Genomic DNA, 20196 nt, shown 5'->3' with positions numbered 1-20196 from the left:
CGAATTATATAGTCTTACGGAATAATTTGATGTTTTTCAAATAACAAACGTAATTCTTGTGTATTACGTTGTGTAGCACCACGGTTTTCTTGAATGATCTCAAGACAATGTCGGCCCATTTCTTCCGCTAGTGCCTTATCTTTACATAGGCGTAAGACCATAGTTGTTAAGGCCTTGCCATTTTTAACTTGTTCACAAGCTCCACGAGAATTTAACAGTGCGAAGATTTCTTTAAAGTTAAACATATGTGGGCCAACTAAAATTGGCTTACCATGTGCAGCAGGTTCCAAAATATTATGGCCCCCAGTCTTCACGAGAGAACCACCTACAAAGATGATATCCCCTAGGCTATAAAGACGACCGAGCTCACCGATGGTATCCAAGATAACAACAGGAATACCTTCATGCACGGGTTCTTTCATATCACTACGGCAAATTGCACTCAGTTCATAACGTTTTGCAAGATTTTGTATATCATGGCCACGATAGATTTCACGAGGTGCAATTAATAATCGAGCTTGTGGATATTCTTTTAAAACCTGTATGAAAGTTTCAAAAATAGTCTCTTCTTCGCCCTTATGTGTACTGCCTGCTATGATGATTGGATGATTGTTACCAAAGCCAAATTCATCAAGAAGTGCTTGTTTTTCTTCGTCTGATACAGTGGCATAAGTTTGATCATACTTCATATTGCCTGTTACTGTAATATCTGGTGTATGAGCACCTAAACATTCAATATGAGCCGCATCAAATTTAGATTGCATGCAAAAACGCTCGATGGAACGCAACATTTCGCGGGTGAAAGCGCTAATATACTTGTAGCGTTTCATACTGCGGTCAGAAATACGACCGTTAACCATCATAACCGGAATATTTTCCGATTGAGCAATACGCAAGAAGTTAGGCCAGATCTCAGTTTCTACAAGCAAAATAGTAATTGGCTTGATAATATGCAAAATTTTACGAGTTAAATATGGCAAATCTAAAGGGAAGAAAATAATCCCTTCTGCCTCAGGAATGATTCGATGTGCCATAGCATGTCCAGTTGCAGTAACAACAGACACAACTACGACAGCTTCAGGAAATTCCTTTTTAACCTCTTTTACCAATGGACTAGTAGCCACAATTTCCCCTACAGAAGCAGCATGAATCCAAATGGCACGGCGTCCTTCAATTTTCTTTAATAGTGAGGCTGGCATATAGCCTGCACTCTGTTTAATACGCTCATAGAAACCTTCTTCAAAGGCGAGTCGGTATAAAATAACCGGTATCAAGCCAATCCAATAGATTATGAGCAATACATTATATATCCAGTACATGGTTATCCTTTGTGGGAGAATTGAACGGAATAGAGATGGTTGTACAATCCGCCGTCAACAGCTAATAGCTCTTGGTGAGTCCCCTGCTCTACCAAGCGACCTTGATTAAGTACAACAATTTGATTAGCATTTTGAACAGTGCTCAATCGATGGGCAATAACAAATGCTGTACGCCCTTTCATGAGGCGATCGAGCGCCTCTTGTACAAGTTTTTCACTCTCTGTATCTAATGCAGATGTAGCTTCATCTAAAATTAGAATACGAGGATCTTTTAAAATAGCCCGTGCAATAGCAACGCGTTGACGCTGACCACCAGATAAGGAGCTGCCTCGTTCGCCTACGATAGTATCGAGGCCATCAGGCATCTTTTCAACGAATTCAAGCACATTAGCAGCCTTAGCCGCCTCATATACCTCTTCATCAGTAGCGTCCAAACGACCATACAAGATATTCTCTTTAATAGTAGCGTTGAACAATACAGTTTCTTGTGGCACAAGGCCGATTTGCTCGCGCAAGGACTTAAAAGTAACATCCTTAATATCGTAACCATCAATAGTAATGGATCCACCTGTAACATCATAGAAACGAGGTAATAAGTTTGCCAAAGTAGTCTTGCCTGCACCAGAAGGACCTACAAGGGCTACGCTTTCACCAGCCTTAACAGACAAGGTAAAGTTTTCTAGTGCCATCTTTTCTCCATCATAGGAGAAGGACACATCTTTGAACTCCACATCACCTTTAATATGAGGCATTGTAATGGCATCAGCTTTTTCCACTACATCAGTCTTAGTATCTAAAATTTCAAAAACACGGTCCGCAGCAGCCAAGGCCTTTTGAATATTACCATATACTTGACTCAATCGTTTTACTGGGTTGGACAAGTTAATAGCATAAATCAAGAATGCAATTAAAGAACCAGCCGTAATTGTGCCAGTTACTACGGAATAACCACCGTACCAAAGAATGACTGCTACAGCAATAGCCGCAGAGAACTCAACCATTGGGCTTAGTAAGCTTGTCAATTTGGTAGCCTTAATAACAGCTCTAAAGTTACGATCGTTTTCATCTTCGAAACGCTTGCGCTCAAAATCTTCACGAGCGAAGGATTTCACAACTCGAATTGCACTAATAACCTCTTGTAAAAGCGCTGTAATATCTGCTACACGCCCTTGTACGTCATGACCTGCTACGCGAAGCTTTTTACCAAACACATTAATAATCACCAATACTACTGGTACTGTAATAAAGGTAACGAGGGTCAATTTCCAGTCGATGAGAAGCATAGACACCAAGGAACCAATAAGTGTTACGGATTCAGTAATAAAGGAAATCAAATTATCTACAACGGCGGTTTGCAAGGCAGCAACGTCATTCGTAAGATTACTCATGATAACGCCTGTCTTGCGTCGATCAAAGTAAGATAAACTTAATTTTTGTAAATGATTAAAGATGGACTCTCGTACATCGATAATTACCCGTTGTCCAATATAAGACATATTGTAAGTTTGGCCATAAGTAGCGAAACCACGAATTAAGAAAATTAGAATGATTGCCCCTACAATAAGGTTCAACATAAACATATTCTTTTCGTCTAATACTTGGTCAACTACGTTCTTAATTAGCCAAGGTACTACCAAGTAGGCAGCAGCAGCGACAATCATGCAGAACACTGCAAAAATCATGCGCTTATAATAAGGCTTTACAAAATATAAGAGCCTAGAATAACTATTCATTACATTTCTCCTTACCGAGATCATATACAAGATGTGCTACTCGTTTTACAGCACCAGGCTCGCCTAATTTATGATGTACCTCACGTAATTCGCTACGCATAGCTTCATTCTTTTCTACATCACTAATGAGTGGTTCTACTAAGGATACAATCGCCTCTGGTGTAACAGCATCTTGCAATAATTCAGGAATTACTTCTTTACCAGCCACGATATTAGGTAATCCTACATGTGTTACATTGACCACCATCTTACCAATACCATATGTTATGGGAGATACGCGATACAATAATACAGTTGGCAATTCCATCATAGCCGTTTCTAATGTAGCTGTTCCTGATGCGGCAAGGCACACATCGCAAATTTGCATCAAATCATATGTATGGTCTTCTGTAATCGTAACAGGTACCTTATGAGCATCAATGAAAGTTTCTAACTCACTGCGATCGATGGTGTGTGCACGAGGCAAAAAGAATTGAATGTCTTCATGGCTTGCCATCAATTGCTCACCACTTTTTAACATCGTGTCAAGCAAAGATAAAACCTCTTGCTTGCGACTACCAGGCATGAGCAATACCTTTTTAGCGTCTTTACGAGCTCCAAAGTATTCTTCAGCCTCCTCTTTAGTCATCGTAGGATGTACGATATCTAATAAGGGATGGCCCACGAACTCTACATCGCATTTATATTTGCGATATGCTTCAGCTTCAAAGGGGAATATAGATGCAACCTTTGTTACATACTTGCGAATCGTATTACCACGACTGCTGTGCCAGGCCCAAATCGTAGGCGCAATATAATAAAGAACGGGAATACCCAATTCATGTGCTACAGCAGCAAGTTTCATATTAAACCCAGGATAATCTACACAAACGAGGACATCCGGTTTTTCCTTCATCATGACGCGTTTTAAGTACGTCCGTAACTTAAAGAATTTTGGTAATGATTTTACAATTTCAACAATACCAATGACGCCAAGGTTTTTAATGTCATATACAATGCGAACACCAGCGCGCTCCATCAAGGTGCCACCCATGCCAAACATCTCTACAGAAGGATCAATTTCTCTCAATGCATTGGCAACACTTGCCGCATGAGTATCGCCGGATGCTTCACCGGCAGAAAACATGACTTTCATTATGCACCCTTTCTGGAATTTACAAATTCTTGGTCTACAGCACAAATAACAATACCGTGACGATTGGCCATATCAAGAACATCTTGTTGTTGTACAAAAATAGTCTTTTCCGCTTCAACAGCGAGCACTTTACAGCCACTGTCAATCATGGACATCAATGTCTTTATACCGACTGCAGGTACATCAAAGCGCACATCTTGATTTGGTTTTTCTGTTTTTACTACAACAGCCTCACCACGGCCAAGCTCACCACCGCGCAAAATACACTTATCAGTACCCTCAATGGCTTCAATGGCCATCGCCGCTTTGTGTTTAACAACAACAGTTTGCCCAATATCAAGGCCGCCCATTTGTTTCGCTAATTCAAAGCCAAAGCATATATCTGCCCATTGTTCTTCTGTTGGCTGTGCTTTTGTAAATACACCGACCTTAGGCATAAATGGTTTTAAGTATACTGTCTGATCTAATACTTTAAAGCCTTCTCTTTCAATTTCATCAACGATGGCAAGCATGATTGTATCATCCTTGCGATTTTTTAACCGTTTAAGAACACCTAGTGTTTTCAAATCGGGGAAGCTAAGTCCCTTAAAGAGTATTTCCTTAGTTACTTTGCCTAACATAGTTAACTCAACAACACCTTCATTTTTTAAGGTCTTGAAGATTTTACCTAGTTTAGCAACACTAATATCATAGAAAGCATCGGCCTCAGCTTTCAAAGCTGGGTCAATATCAGGTACCACACCGATAACAACCACTTCGTGGCCTAATACATGAGCGGCGCGCATGAATTCTACAGGCAAAGCACCAATGCCCGCAATTAATCCTACCTTTGCCAAGACTTTACCTCCTAGATGGCTCTATGGCCTATATATCAATTAGTAATCTCAAATTTATAATGATTTGACTAGAAAAAGACATAATCATATACAATATATTGTACTATAAATAGCCACTTTTTACCATTAAAACACCACGGTTTATGCCCTTTTCTTCATCATTTTATCAGATATTTTTAGCCCACAAAAAAGACCTCGTACATAATACGAGGTCCTTAAATTTAGTCGCGACGTGTACGCATAATACCACGATCGGCATTGCGCAAGAAGCGTAATAAGTTTTCAATTTCTACAGAAGAATCAAGTTGCATTTCCATTTCTTCAATAGCTTTGGACAAACTAAATCCAGAGCGATAAATAATACGGAATGCTTGTTTCAAATCTCGGCGTACGTCTTCAGAAATACCTGCACGAGACAAACCAACAGAATTAAGACCGATAACACGTGCAGGTTGACCATCAGCGATAACATAAGGTGGAATATCTTGTACTACCTTAGCCATCCCGCCAACCATTGCATTGCGACCGATTTTAACAAATTGATGAATACCAGCAAGACCTCCAATTACCACGCGATCTTCAACGATAGCGTGGCCAGCAAGACCTGCACAGTTACTCATAATGACATTATTGCCAACGATACAGTTATGAGCCACATGTGTACATGCTTGAAGCAAGCAGTTATTGCCTACTCGCGTCTCTTCACCTTCTCCAGTAGCGCGGCTAATAGTTACAAATTCACGAATAACAGTTTCATCACCAATATTACAATAGCTTTTTTCGCCTTTAAATTTTAAATCTTGAGGTTCCAACCCAATAGATGCGTTTGGATAAATTTCACAACGCTTGCCAATGGTTGTCCAACCACCAATTACAACATTTGCACCAATTTTTGTGCCGTCGCCAATTTCGACATTCTCGCCGATTACAGCTCCGGGGCCTACGATTACATCTTTGCCCAATTTAGCATTTGGATGGACTATGGCTGTACTATGGATGTTGGATTCTGCATTTTCCATGCCTACAACTATCACTACAATCACTCCTCATTCTATTATACAAGGGCAAACATGTATTCACCACTAGCGCATAATTTATCGCCTACATAGGCACGGCCTTCAACCTTGCCCATCTTACCTTTAATTTTTACGATTTCAACTTCCATGCGCACTTGGTCACCAGGTTTTACTGGATGACGGAAACGTACTTTATCAATACCTGTAAACATCGGAGTAAGACCACGGTTTTCTTCTGGGTACAATAAAGCAATACCGCCAACTTGAGCAATTGCTTCTGTAAGCAATACACCTGGCATTACTGGGTTACCTGGGAAGTGACCTTGGAAGAACAATTCATTGAATGTAGCATTCTTAATGCCCACAGCACGTTTCATAGGTTCTAACTCAACAATTCGATCTACCAAAAGCATTGGGTAACGATGAGGTAAAATTTCTAAAATATCTTCGTGATTAAGAATCATGGCTGTGTCTCCCTTATTTCTTCCATTATACTGCGAGCCAATCTAGAATTTAATTCATGGCTCGATTTCAAAGCAATTACATGACCTTCTATTGGTCCTAATAAGAATAAGTCACCTATAACGTCTAGCGCCTTATGACGAACTAATTCATCATCAAAGCGTGGTACAGATAAACATTTCTCATCATCATAAACTAATGCATTATCTAGGCTGCCGCCTTTAGCAAGGCCCATGGCCTGTAATTGTTCTAACTCTTTCATAAATCCGATAGTCCTAGCAGATCCAATATGCTCTTTAAAATATTCAGGGGATACTTCAAAGTCACATTGTTGTATGCCAAGCAACGGATGACTGTTAATAGATGTGAATGTCATACGATAGCCATCATACGGCAAAATCAAAACAAAACGGTCTCCATCATAAATAGCATGGGATCGAGTCACTTTATATATATGACGCGGTGCTGCTTGTTCTACAATGCCCGCCTCTTCAATAAGCTTGATAAAAACAGCACTACTGCCATCACCTACCGCAGGCTCTGGAGAGTCCATTTCTATATAACAATTATCAATATTCATAGCACTGAACGCTGCCATCAAATGCTCTACAGTGAATACCTTTGCCTCACCATTTTCCAATGTGGTAGCGCGCATAGTGTTCGTCACATTATCAATGTGTGCTCGCACAGAAGGCTGACCTTCAATGTCCGTGCGGACAAACACAATTCCTGTATCTTCAGGTGCAGGTCTGAAAACCATATGTACTGGTTCACCGCTATGAAGGCCAATCCCTTGATATGAAACAGCCTTTTCTATTGTTTGTTGGGGCTTACTCATAAGAATGTCCTTTCATAATCTGAATTCACGTTTACTATACACCACTATGTATTATACCCTATTTGCATAGGTGTTACAAGAAATTTACCACATATTACACTATTTTGAAAGCCTATTCTTATTCTTTAAAATTATAATAGCTTATTTTTAAATACTGCGTAATAATTCCCAAAATAAAAAGAGATTTCATCTATGTAGTAGGAATCAGTTCTATCTAGAATATTCCTACTTTTACATAAATAAAATCTCTTTATAATTATTTATTATTGGTATACATCTGGTGGCGTTTCTATTTGTTCACCGTAGAAACGACGAGTCCACTTCCAACGGTTGTGTAGCCAGAACCAATCTTCAGGATAACGTCTAATATAGTCTTCTATAAACTCATTAAGTAGAGTTGTAGTAACAGCTATATCGCGTTTTTTATCATCTGTACGTTCCACATAAATCGGTGGATGAGCTTCAAGCTCATGTTTTCCAGAGTATGGACTATAATGTATGGTCACAAAGATAATAGGTACATCTTGCATACGAGCCAACACAGCGGGACCAGCAGCTGTTAATGTTTCATAACCAAAGAATGGCACAAGAACACCATCATCACCTGGATCTTGATCCATGATAAGCCCTAAAAAAGCACCCTTTTTAAGTTCATTAATCATTTCACGTACACCAGTTTTATACGTTACATGTTGGTTCATAATACGACGATATTCATTGATAAACTTGTCTGCATCACCATTTTGTTTCATGGCTACAGAAATCAATGGATAGCCTTCAGACGCGAGTACACCGCCTAGCAATTCCCAGTTACCACTATGAACAGCTGCTAAGATAGCTCCTCGTCCGTTTTCCAAAGCATCATCTAAGTACTCACGATTAATAAACTCTACCATATCTTTGTATGCGCCATCCTTAATTTCAGGATATCGCAATACATCAATAATCATACGGCCAAAGCGAGTTGTACTAGCTTTAGCAATACGACGAGCTTCTTTAGGATCATCCGTAATATTACAGAATAGAATTTGGCCTATTGCCAGACGCTTGCGTTTTGGCGGTACCGCTAGCCACGCAATTTCACCAAGCAATGTGCCAATAGCATATTGCAAACCTTTAGGTAATAAGCAAATAAAGGCACTAAAGATTTTCATAAACCTATACATGGATTATTAGCTCTCCTTAAGCTGCGCTTTCAAAGCATCAATTTCTTTTTGTAATTGTTTTACAGTTTTCACCATATCTGGCAAACGATTTTCATAGGCCGCCAATTTTAACCACTCTTTATGCGGTCTCATTGGATAACCAGCCATGATGGAATTAGATGGTACATTACCAGTGATACCAGTTTTACCAGCAAATTGTACATTATCACCAATTGTAATATGACCGGTACAACCTGTTTGACCTGCAAAGATTACATGATTACCACATTTTGTACTACCAGCAATACCAACTTGAGCAATCAAGAAGCAATCTTCACCGATTTCAACATTATGTCCAAGGTGAACAAGATTGTCAATTTTTGTACCACGACGAACTAATGTAGATCCCATTGTAGCATTATCAATAGTAGTACAGGAGCCAATTTCTACGTCATCCTCAAGAATAACATTGCCTACTTGAGGAATGTGAGTATGAACACCATTTTCCGTAGCAAAACCAAAACCTTCACCACCAATAACTGCTTTAGCGCGCAATACAACACGTTTACCTAAAATACAGTTTTCATGAACAATAGCACCTGCATAAATATCGGTATCTTCACCGATACGCACATTATGACCAATATATACATAAGGGCGAATCGTTACATTATCACCGATAACAGCATTATCATTAATAACACAATAGGCACCAATAGCTACATTGTTACCAAGAGTTACATTATCGCCAATAATTGCCGTACTATGTACTTCACGTGGCACTACAACAGGTGGATGGAAGAGCTCTAACACTTGTGCAAATGCTGCTTTTGCATTATCAACTACGATTTGTGCCATCGGTGCATCTTTAACTTCAGATTCAACGATAACAGCACCCGCTTGGCATAATGCGATATGTTCAACATATTCACCAATAGCAAAAGTGATGGATTGTTTAACAGCTTGTTCAAAGCCACGTGTCTCAGTAATGACAATAGACTCATCGCCTACAACGCGACCGCCTACCAATGTTGCGAGTTCCTGTAAAGTTTTTTCCAAGGTAAACTCCTCCCCCTGTGATAATCCTTAATTATTGTGCGCTTTCAGTAGTAGCTGCTGCAGCTTGACCTGCTTGTTGAGCATTTTGTTGAGCTTCTTGTTGCTCTTCAGCTTTCGCAGCTTCTTCAGCTTCTTTAATTTGAGCTTCAGATGCTTTACCCATTTTGGTGATCAAGTCTTCAGTCACATCAGCGCCACCGCCTACAACAGCACCTTTTTCAATAATAACATCAAGTTTTTTCTCTTTTACAAGCTCATTGATTTTTTGCTCTTGGTATTGACGGTATTCTTGTGCTTTTGCATTTGTAAAAGCAGTTAACTCTTGAGATGCTTGGTTATATACGTTTTGTTTGGAAGCATCATCAGCAGCTTCAATTTTCTTATTCAACTCAGCTTTTTTAGCGTTAATTTCTTTAGTAATCTCGATACCTTTTTCAGTGCTGTTAGCTACTTTCATTGTATCAACATAACCGATATTATTGGAACCACAGCCACCTAAAATCGCCATAGAAGCCACTAAAGTTGCACTCAATACTAAAGATTTAATACGTTTATTCATTATATAACTCCTTATCGAACTCGATAAGATGCCTTTACTGCATCTGTAATATCAAGCCCTTTAATATTACCACCGTCATCAATGATGACTAAATCTAAATGTTGTTCTTTTGCAATTACAGCTACGCGCATGCGTACATCTTCCAAAATAGCTTCATGAATAGCGCTCACTTCTGCCTCTTTATCAGAAAGCTTTTTCGCCCATGTATCATTCCACTCTTGCGCTACAGGAAGGTTGTTATTAGCAATGATAGCTTGTGCTTGTTGTTGCACCATAGAATCTCGTTTTTCTGCTAACTCCTTCTGTAGAGATGCTGCATATTGGTTGAGTTCCTCTTGTCCTTTTTGTTGCATTGGGGCAAGCTCAGCCTGTACCTTTGCTTTTATAGAATCCACATCGAGATTCGATGGTTTTCGTTTAGCTAATAATTCTTTTAATCGCTCTTCTTTCTTGGCTTTTTCATCCATAGCGGCTGCCTTTTGTGCATCGTCAATATATACACGAGCATCATAGGCATATAAATCTAATTGAAGGTTTACGATTTCTAGATCATATTCATTAGTACTTACTTTTAACTCAGCTAAATATTTTTGAGTCAATTCGTTACGCTTAGCATTTAATTGCTGATTTAGTTCATTTTCTTTTGTTGCAATACGAGTTTGCAATTCCACCGTAAGAGCATCTGACAAGGTTGAATCCAGTGCAAGTGTTTTCAACTGTTCATCTTGTGTCTCCGACTTGGCATTTAAGGCTTGTTGCTCAAGTTCATATTGACGTTGTAAAAGATCTAGCTCATTTTTAGCTTGCTTATAATCCTCATAAGATGGATTAAACTCTAATACATCATCAATACGCACAACACCTATGGATACCCCATTTGGCCCCTGTTGGCGATTTGTTACAAACCCATAGGCCCAAACCATAGCACTTATTGCAGCAACGAGAAATATGACTAATCCTATATATCGTTTTTTCCCGTCCATTGTCGTTCTCCCTTACATAGAACTACAGCTTATTTTTTTGCATCGCTAGCTAATTTTTTCAACACTTGATCTGTAATATCTACGCCACCGTATAATACAGTATCTTTAGACATAACAACGCTTAAACCTTTACCATCACCAACAGCTTTTGCTGCTTCCATAGCTTTATCTTGAATAGATTTAGCAATTTCTTGGTCTTTTTTAGCCAAGTTTTGACGCATTTCTTCTACCAACTTTTGTTTCGTCGCATCATCTTGTGCTGCATCAATTTTAGCTTGAGTTTCTTGTTGCAATTGACTTTGATAACTCATGAACTCTTGTGCGGCAGACACAAATAATGGATTATCTTGAGACATCATACGAGATGTATCGATAACACCAATTGTACTAGCCCCACCATTACCACTAGGCGTAGCCATTTGAGTGTATGCTAACGCACCAATACCGATAATAAATACGGTAGCAATGACGATGGAAAAAATCTTCACATTCGCCTTATTATTCATCATTCGCATCATAATAGAGTGCCCTCATTTCTATAAATCTTTCTGTAAATTATTGCATCAAAGGATGCCATATAGAGATATTGGTGAAAGCCTCTTCGAAAAGAGGCCTCCACCATATACTTTTACTATATTAGAATTGTGTACCGAAGCTGAAGTGGAATTTATTTTTGTGTTTACCCACGCCATAGTCAAGTTTAACAGGACCGATAGGTGTTGTAACACGAACACCAGCACCAACGCCATAGTTAAAGGTTTTCTTGCTATTGTACCATGTAACATTTGGAGCATCCCATGCATCGCCGATATCAGTGAACAATACGCCACTAACCTTTTTAACGATTGGGAAGCGGAATTCCAATGTAGCATTATACATATACTTACCACGGAATTGATCATCTTCATAACCACGTAAGGAGTCAGCACCACCCAATGTGAATAATTGGCTATAAGGTGCATCACCTTGGATAAAGCCACCACGTGCGCGGAATGCCAACACATTCTTAGCACCTAGTTTTTTATACATACGTGCTTCAGCTGTGAATTTGTAGAAGTCGAAGTCACCGCCTAAGCCATGACCAGCCCATTGTGCTGTATAGGAAATACGACGACCACGTGTTGGATCATAGATATTGTCACGGGAATCGTATACTTTTTGCCATGTAATGGAGTTAATGCGGCCAAAGTTATTTTTCTCATAGTTTTTAGATTTAAAGAACCAATTATCGTTCGTACCAGGTTTTCTATTATCCCAATCATTGCCACTACCAGTTGTATTGGAAATAGCATCAGTATCATAACGATAACCAGAGCTATCATCACTATCCCATCTATAGGAATCTTTACGGGATTCTAATGTCAAGTAATCACGAGTATATTCCCCAGTTTGACGACCGAAGGAAATATTGAAACCACGAGATTTCTTATTGTATTCTGCTACTTCATTACCATCTTCATTGTAATCTGTGTATTCATCTTCACGGTTGAAGAAGGAGAAGCCAAGGGATGTACCTTTGCTATCGATCCAAGGTTTTAAGTAAGAAATTTGGTAGTTTTTATATTTTTTCTTACCGCCGATTTCCCAGTGAACTTTAAATTTATCACCAGTACCGCGGAAGTTTTCTTCACCAAACTCAATGATACCCATCAAGCCATCAGATTTGGAGTAGCCAGCACCTAGCGTAATAGTACCAGTTTTATGTTCCAATACGTCAATTTCAATGATTACATTGTTAGGATCTTGTTCGCCAGGTAACATACGAACGTTTACATCGTCAAAGAAGCCTAAGTTGTATACGCGCTCTACAGAACGACGTACCAAGAATTTATTGAAAGGTTTACCTTTCTTTTGAACAAATTCACGAGTGATAACTTTATCGCGAGTTTTCTTGTTACCAGCAGGAATGATATCCTCTACAACGCCTTCTACGATATGTACATGAAGCACGCCTTGGTCATCTACACGGATGCCATCAACGTGAGCTAACATGTAGCCATCACGAGCGTATGCAGCGTTGATACCTTGAATCTTTTGACCAACGTATACAGAGTTAAGAACTTGACCAGGTTGGATATCCATGAACTTAGTCAATACTTCGGATGTGTAAACAGTATTACCTTCGAAGGATACGCCTGTAGTAATTGGATTTACTGTTACAGCAAAGTCCAATTTAACGCCTTCAGGTACTGTAGTGAATACAGGGTTAACTTCGGAGAAATAACCTGTATTGCCAAGATTAGTTACGTCTCTGAATACACCATCAACGGATACAGCATCGCCCACTCTTTCAGTCAAAATAGGCAATAAATCTGCTTGTTGCTGAGCCGTAACACCAGAGATAGATAAACCAGTAATCAACTTACCTACATATGGATTCACAGTTTCTGCACTAGCAGAGGAAACATATTGCGCCTCTACTGTTGTAACAGCTTGAGTTTGGCCATTTTCAGCAGCCTTATCAAGGTCAGTACCACCAGTAGTTTTTGATACCATTTTTACTTGTTTGTCATCAGTTTTTAAAGCTGCATTATTGACTGTAACAGTGCCATCAGAACCTTTTACTACAGTACCGTCGCTAGATACAGTTGTATCACCACGAGCAGCTAAAATCGCCGCATCAGTTTCATCTTGCGTAGTTGTAGTAGTTGCATCAGCATTGTAAACAGCTTGAGTAGTAGCTGCATCATTAGCAGTGGCAGCACTAGTTGTTGTTGTGCTATTTAAATCTGGAGTATAGCCAGCTTGTACCTCAGCAGCAAATACACTGCCTGTCCCCATGACAGCCGTCAACACGGACGCTGCAAGCATACTTTTATAGGCTTTTGGTTTAAACATAAATTCCTCCTAGAACTCATCCCCATAAAGAGTTTACATCTTGTTTTATAAAGACTAATAAATCTTTATTATTATAGCATAAATTACGTGGAATGAGTACTACTATAAACAAATTTTATGAAATTAATATGACTAGAATGTGCATACCTATAGGGTTTACACATTCTAGCCACACACTTAGAAGCTCCGTGTCCAACGACCACCTATATAATTGTTTCCTTGCGATGTGCGCCATGCAGTAAACTTGAGGTTTCGTTTAACAGAATACTCTATACCATATTTTTTTTGCTTGTTATTTATACCTTGAGAATAGGTCAACATAACTTTCGGTAATACATACTTACCAATTTCAATATTATAGTTACCCGCGGTTTCCTTATTCGTCGGCTCATCAGGATCAATGGAACCTGTAGTAATATTAATACGATCCAAGCCTAATGTATTTTGTAATGCATCTTGTACATAACCAAAGGCAAACATTTGTAACCCTGCTGTAGCAACAGCATTTACATCATCATTTGTTAAAGTACTACTATTTGAATCTGTTCCTCGACCAAAGGTTAACATAGAGATAATTTGCTTTTGAGACAAATTAGGGTTTGATGACAATGTTAAGTCCATATGATCAACAGTCCCTTTTACACTGAGCATGATATTATAATTGCTTACATTAGTTTCAGCCTCTAATTGTAAGTTAGGCAAATAAGAACCACCTACAAAATGAGCTTTCCCTTTTGTAATATTAAATACATGGCTCAAGTATTTAAACGTACCATTTCTTACATCGAATTGACCACTAGCTGTTGGATTTTGCAAGGTGCCACCAAAATGAACATCACCGCTGATAAACATGTTATACAACGTACGATCATACAAGCGTACACCTTTACCTGCATGAACAGTGACATCGACGCCCATATTTCTAGTACTTTCACTAGACTCCATGGAAAGAGGGATTTTGAATTGAACCTTTTCAAGATTCAAATTACCTATCAATGTAGGCAAACCATCTCTATCCACGATATAAAGCTCACCATTTAATGGTCCTCGTACATATTCACTACGCACCTCTAAGCCATCAAGCTGAACCGCAGCTTTGTAATTAGTAAGGCTATGACCAGACCAATTTACTTTAGCAGCTAAACCTGCAGAACCTTTACCCATATTAATACGAGATTGGAAATCACCTTGTTGACCAGAGAAAATCAAATCTCCATCAATACCTGTGATTTCATTTTCCACACTAGTTAGCTTCATCGTACCATTTCGAACTGAAACGGTACCATATGCTTCAGGTTGATCGATAGTACCAGTAAGTCTAATAACACCTTTTAACGGACCAGTCGCATTTTTAACACTCGTCGTTACAAGAGGAATAACCGCCATATCAGCTTCATTAAAGTCAATTGTTACATCCATGGACTTACTGTCATTTGCTGGAATATAGCCAGACGTATAAATAGCTGCTAACGGAACCTTACCGTAGATGCTTAGCTTGTAACCACTTTTAGCACCTTGAATTCGTTGAATTTGGATGACATGATCTTGCATGGTAGCTAATACAAAGCCTTCGTCAATGCCAATACCATTAAACGAACCTGACTCTACAGAACTAGATAACTCAACCTTAGGATTTTTAGTTTCGCCTGTAACATTTATAACACCAGTTATCCAACCTGTAGCTTGAATATCCTTACCTACTAACGGCAAGAACGGTACAATATCAACATCCTTTAATGCAACCTGTAAATCTGCTTGTCCATCAAGATCTAATGTCCCACCCATCGCAATGAGCCCTTCATCAACAGGCAATTTTAAGGTTGTAATTTTGAACTTACGATTCGCAAGACTAGCATTGAGAGTTGCGTCACCTACAACCTTGTCATCAATACTTACATCGCTAATCTTACCTACTACATTGACACTCGGATTATCCTTTGTGCCTCCAATTTCTACAGAGCCATTTAACTTGCCATCAAGATGTTCATTGGCGCGATCTAGTAAGGTTAATAAATTCTTTACGCTACCATTAGTAACATCTAATACGCCAAATAATTGTTTACTATCGTCAAGCTTCATGCCGCCTTTAGCAACATATCGGCCTCCATCTTTTTCAGCAAAAGTAAAGTCTTGTACATTTACTACTGTTTTATCTGCATACACATGACCATGAATATCATTTAATAATTCCCCATTAATCGATAGTGCATCAGATAATATGTATCCATTAAATTGAGGGTTATCCATAGAACCCGTGATAATCCCGCGCCCCGATACTAAACCGTCAACTTTGTAGTCTGTATTGATGAGCAATCTGCCCATATCAATGTTCTTACCTTCAAAATCAACATTAATGGCGTCTTTCGAGATTGTACCTCCACCAGTGATGGTTGCACCATAACCTTCGATATCAAAGCGATACAGCTCTAAAATATCATTTTTATAGTTGTATTTTGCAAAGGCATTAGTTACGAGCTTGCCATACGCAGAACCATCCCATAAATGAGCACGACCTTCTATAATAGGATTCGCTGCAGTGCCTGTAATATGATTATCTGTTTCAAACCAGCCTGTAATTGGAATATCTGTAACTGTACGAATGAGATTTTCAATACGTACTGCACGAGCTCGAGCATTTAAGTCTAATGCATCAGTATTAATGTTATACCAACCCGTTACATCATAGCCACCACTTGCATCTCCAACATGTCCATTTGTGATGGTAAGAACATGATTATCCAACTGAATATCCCCATGGATATTATCAAATCGAGCCCCTTTATAGTGAACCTCTTGTCCCCATACAGTGCCGGTCACATTTGGATTATCCAAAACACCTTTTATTGTAATAGACGTATTCAACGTACCATCTACATCTTGTCCGATAATAGGGCTTAATGACGTCAATGGTAAGGCATTACCAGAAATAGTAGCATCTACATTACCATTTTGGATATAGCCATATCCGCTAAATGCACCATCCCCCATATTGCCTACTAGGGTTAGATTAGTTCGATTATCACTATGAGTAAAATTAGCTTTCGCCGCATCAACTACTACACCACGAATGCCGATTTGACGCCCTTCAACTGCGCCCACTACATCTGTAACTTGATTATTTTTACCTAAGATACGAACCTCACCATCTACATTCCCTGTAATAGGGGTAGCCATGTCTTTTGTAAAAGTATTCAAAGGTAAATTCTGGGCCTTTACTGTAGCATCAAAGTCGCCTGTATCAACTACATATTGACCATTAACCTTTGCATTACCTTCCCCAACTGATAGGCGAGTATTTTCAAGGCGAACTAATTCATCATCATAGATAATATCACCTTGTACACGATCAACATAATACCCTTTATAAGAAATACCATCACTGCTAATCGTAGCATCTACACGAGGAGCTACCGTTGTACCACCGATATGTGCACGGCCACCTACAACACCAGTTATGCCTACATCGGTAAGCGCTTCTAAAGCAACCTTATCGGCCACAACATTGAGGTTTAGATACTCTTCCTCTTTACCTAACGTAACAAGACCATTAACCTTGGCTACTTGATCATTAACACGCCAAGAGCTGCGACTAATAACGATCTGGTCATGATTTAGCATAATGCGACCTGTACCATCGGTAATATTATAAATAGTATTACCACGCTTATAAGTGCCTGTTAAGCCCTTAAAACTGGCATTGCCACTCATAATGTAATTGCCATCTTCACTTTTAACATTGAGATGTAAGTCTTGTAATTTCCCACCCGTAACAGATAAATCTTTACGAAGTGGTACAAAACTCATGAAACCTGCCGTATCAATTTCATCTGCTTGTACAAAGAGATCGAAATTAGATACATGGTCCATATCAATGGTGCCATTTAATACAACAGAAGAACCATCAATATCAGCAGTAAATGCCCCTTTAGACATGCCACCCATATTAAGTGCCATAGTACCATCGAGACTTTCTACATTTCTCTTTAGACCATCTTTGGTTCGTACAGCTACGCGACCATCATGTATTGTAATAGAACCATCAAAGCTACCCGACTTATTAGGGTCAGATGGTTTTACTAACTTTTCTACACTCCACGATTCATCAGCTAGCTGCCAGATATGAAGATCCGGCGCCTCTACAATCACACTTGAAATAGCCGTTGCCCCTGATGTATTACTTGTAATAATACTAGGCAAAGCAGATAGCTTAACCCCTACTGCTACCTCTCGTGCAGTCCCTACTAAATGATCATCTCTATCTTTAATAGTAACGTCCGTTAGAACTACATCACCATTCCAGTTAATACGTAGAGAATCATAGTTTACAGATCCGTTTATGGCATTATTTACTTGTTCTTTAACCATTGGTGCTACATACGTTTGAGCGATAGGATTGATACTGGCACCAATACCAGATAAACCTAAAACCGCTGCACCTATAAGGCACCACTTTTTACGGGTCATAATGATACTCCCATACACATTATGAATAATATAAATATATATACTAATCTTACCACAGACACAGTAATAACTATAGTGTTTTAGGGGTAAATTTTATAAAACTAATATAATTTCACACTAATCAATTTCTGCTATAAGTACACTGCTAATAGAATCGCGCTAATGTAAGTACATTGAGTTATACGACTATACATATATGGGAAATTAATTGCTTTTTTACGATAACACACTTAATCTAAACCAATATGAAATATACATATAAAATATGAAAGTAAATACTGAAGTAGCAAAAAAGACGACCGAAGTCGTCTTTTTAGGTTACATATTATATTATTGATTGCTACCAAGTTTTGCTAATTGTTCAAGGGCACCACTATTTGTAATAATCTCAGCACCTTGGCCAATTGGAGTATTCAATGGAACACCTGTTAATTGCTCAAGCGCTGCAATGCTAATGTTGTAGTTATAAAGAGCTTGTACATAATTGTTACGAGCTGTTGTCAATTTAGTTTCTGCATCAAGAACGTCAAGGTTAGTACCAACGCCTGCACGATAACGAAGTGTAGCGATACGGAAGCTTTCTTGACCTTGAGCTACTGCAGTTTGTGTACTTTGAATCGTTTGTTCCGCAGAACGCAAATTCAAATATGCTTTTTGTACTGCTAATAAAACAGCATCTACAGTTGCTAAGTTAGCTTCTTTAGCTTGTTCAAGTTGTGCATTTGCTTTTTTAATCGCATTTTGTGTAGCACCACCATCCCATAAACTCCAAGATGCACTAGCACCAACGCTCCAGGATTTTGTGCTTGTCCCAAAGTAACCATCTGGATCAATATAACCACGACCCGCTTTTACCGCTACAGTCGGTAAGTAGCCAGCTTTAGCAGATCTTACAGCTTCTTCAGCAGATTTCACATCAAGGGCAGATTTTACAAGAGCGGAACGATGAAGCATAGCATACGCTTTAGCTTGCTCTAATGTTACATTGTATGGCTTGTATTGCAAATCATGTTCTGCCGTAGTAATAGATGTTTGTACAGGATATGCAATGACTTGATTCAAACTTGCTTCTGCCAAATTCGCAGTGTTTTGTGCTTTTACAAGAGATGTTTCAGATTCAGCAAGATTTGTTTTAGCTGCCAATACATCAGAGCTTGCTACTAAGCCTACATTATATTGTGCTTCTACATTTGTTACATGACCTTGATAGTCTTTAACAGCTTGTTGAGCTACATCAACAAGATTACGGTTCATAATCAGTGTATAGTAGCCGCTAATAGCATCGTACTTTGCTTGCTGAAGTGCTTCTTCATAACTAGCACCAGTACCTTCACGAGTATAACGAGCAGAATCAATGCTTGCATCAAGTTGAGGATTGAATACAGGCGCACTAATAGAGAAATTATGGCTACCGGACTTACCACTACCAGTATCGCCTCCGGTTCTCTGTGCATTCCAAGCATAACTTACACTTGGATTTTTCCCAGCAGCTACTTGACTTACAGCAGATTTTGCGGCCTCATAACCCCACTTAGTTTGTTTTGCAGTACGGTTATTCGCCAAAGCTAAATCAATAGTACGAGTCTCATTAAGAGCAAGTGCATGCTCATAAGTCTTGCTATCTTGAACTGCTTTATTAGCCAATTGCTTTTGTGTTAACTGTATAGCCTCTTTCTGATATTTAGTGAGTTGATCACCATTATTAACAGATGTAGTTACGCTATCGGCAGCCATTACACCAGTAGTAGCTAAGGAGAGCATTACGCCTAAGGATAATACCTTTTTATTCATAATATGTACCTCCATACT

At 39.0% G+C, this 20196-nt stretch carries 15 protein-coding genes; all 15 read right to left on the bottom strand.

Translation table 11 applies throughout. From position 1 onward, the window contains the following. Positions 1-14 precede the first annotated feature (14 nt). The gene (locus RYM16_RS01370; RefSeq protein ID WP_265137600.1) at positions 15-1319 is read right to left on the bottom strand and encodes a 3-deoxy-D-manno-octulosonic acid transferase; all 1305 of its coding nucleotides are present in this window, start codon (positions 1317-1319) and stop codon (positions 15-17) included. A 2-nt stretch (positions 1320-1321) separates the two neighbouring features. After that, the gene (gene msbA, locus RYM16_RS01365) at positions 1322-3052 is read right to left on the bottom strand and encodes a lipid A export permease/ATP-binding protein MsbA (protein WP_288187800.1); all 1731 of its coding nucleotides are present in this window, start codon (positions 3050-3052) and stop codon (positions 1322-1324) included. Continuing rightward, positions 3045-4187 (bottom strand): lipid-A-disaccharide synthase, encoded by a 1143-nt coding sequence (gene lpxB / locus RYM16_RS01360; RefSeq protein ID WP_314981877.1) that lies wholly within the window; start codon positions 4185-4187, stop codon positions 3045-3047. The genes msbA and lpxB overlap by 8 nt, the downstream gene beginning before the upstream one ends. Beyond that, positions 4187-5023, bottom strand: coding sequence for a UDP-2,3-diacylglucosamine diphosphatase LpxI domain-containing protein (locus RYM16_RS01355; RefSeq protein WP_314981876.1), 837 nt, complete (start codon positions 5021-5023; stop codon positions 4187-4189). The genes lpxB and RYM16_RS01355 overlap by 1 nt, the downstream gene beginning before the upstream one ends. Before the next feature lie 221 nt (positions 5024-5244). Continuing rightward, positions 5245-6057: an acyl-ACP--UDP-N-acetylglucosamine O-acyltransferase gene (lpxA, locus tag RYM16_RS01350; protein ID WP_105081425.1), complete on the bottom strand. Its 813-nt coding sequence runs from the start codon at positions 6055-6057 to the stop codon at positions 5245-5247. 20 nt (positions 6058-6077) lie between these two features. Beyond that, on the bottom strand, positions 6078-6503 hold the full coding sequence (gene fabZ, locus RYM16_RS01345) for a 3-hydroxyacyl-ACP dehydratase FabZ (RefSeq protein ID WP_009352668.1): 426 nt from the start codon (positions 6501-6503) through the stop codon (positions 6078-6080). After that, positions 6500-7339 (bottom strand): UDP-3-O-acyl-N-acetylglucosamine deacetylase, encoded by an 840-nt coding sequence (lpxC, locus tag RYM16_RS01340; protein ID WP_105081424.1) that lies wholly within the window; start codon positions 7337-7339, stop codon positions 6500-6502. The genes fabZ and lpxC overlap by 4 nt, the downstream gene beginning before the upstream one ends. A gap of 263 nt (positions 7340-7602) precedes the next feature. Next, complete coding sequence (locus RYM16_RS01335; RefSeq protein WP_009352643.1) at positions 7603-8505, bottom strand: lysophospholipid acyltransferase family protein; 903 nt, start codon at positions 8503-8505, stop codon at positions 7603-7605. 6 nt (positions 8506-8511) lie between these two features. After that, positions 8512-9543 carry a UDP-3-O-(3-hydroxymyristoyl)glucosamine N-acyltransferase gene (lpxD, locus tag RYM16_RS01330; protein WP_314981874.1) on the bottom strand — a complete coding sequence of 344 codons (1032 nt, stop codon included), beginning with the start codon at positions 9541-9543 and terminating at the stop codon, positions 8512-8514. Positions 9544-9574: 31 nt separating this feature from the next. Further along, positions 9575-10102 (bottom strand): OmpH family outer membrane protein, encoded by a 528-nt coding sequence (locus RYM16_RS01325; protein ID WP_105097498.1) that lies wholly within the window; start codon positions 10100-10102, stop codon positions 9575-9577. An 11-nt stretch (positions 10103-10113) separates the two neighbouring features. Continuing rightward, on the bottom strand, positions 10114-11085 hold the full coding sequence (locus tag RYM16_RS01320) for a hypothetical protein (RefSeq protein ID WP_314981872.1): 972 nt from the start codon (positions 11083-11085) through the stop codon (positions 10114-10116). 29 nt (positions 11086-11114) lie between these two features. Next, positions 11115-11603 carry an OmpH family outer membrane protein gene (locus tag RYM16_RS01315; RefSeq protein WP_265137606.1) on the bottom strand — a complete coding sequence of 163 codons (489 nt, stop codon included), beginning with the start codon at positions 11601-11603 and terminating at the stop codon, positions 11115-11117. Between the two features lie 118 nt (positions 11604-11721). Next, the gene (locus RYM16_RS01310) at positions 11722-13923 is read right to left on the bottom strand and encodes a BamA/TamA family outer membrane protein (RefSeq protein WP_314981870.1); all 2202 of its coding nucleotides are present in this window, start codon (positions 13921-13923) and stop codon (positions 11722-11724) included. Between the two features lie 177 nt (positions 13924-14100). Then, the gene (locus RYM16_RS01305; protein WP_314981868.1) at positions 14101-18387 is read right to left on the bottom strand and encodes a translocation/assembly module TamB domain-containing protein; all 4287 of its coding nucleotides are present in this window, start codon (positions 18385-18387) and stop codon (positions 14101-14103) included. 330 nt (positions 18388-18717) lie between these two features. Further along, positions 18718-20178 carry a TolC family protein gene (locus tag RYM16_RS01300; protein ID WP_314981866.1) on the bottom strand — a complete coding sequence of 487 codons (1461 nt, stop codon included), beginning with the start codon at positions 20176-20178 and terminating at the stop codon, positions 18718-18720. Positions 20179-20196: the final 18 nt, after the last annotated feature.

Source organism: uncultured Veillonella sp., assembly GCF_963524655.1.
Lineage (GTDB): Bacteria > Bacillota > Negativicutes > Veillonellales > Veillonellaceae > Veillonella.
This window is presented reverse-complemented; position numbering and strand designations above follow the sequence as displayed.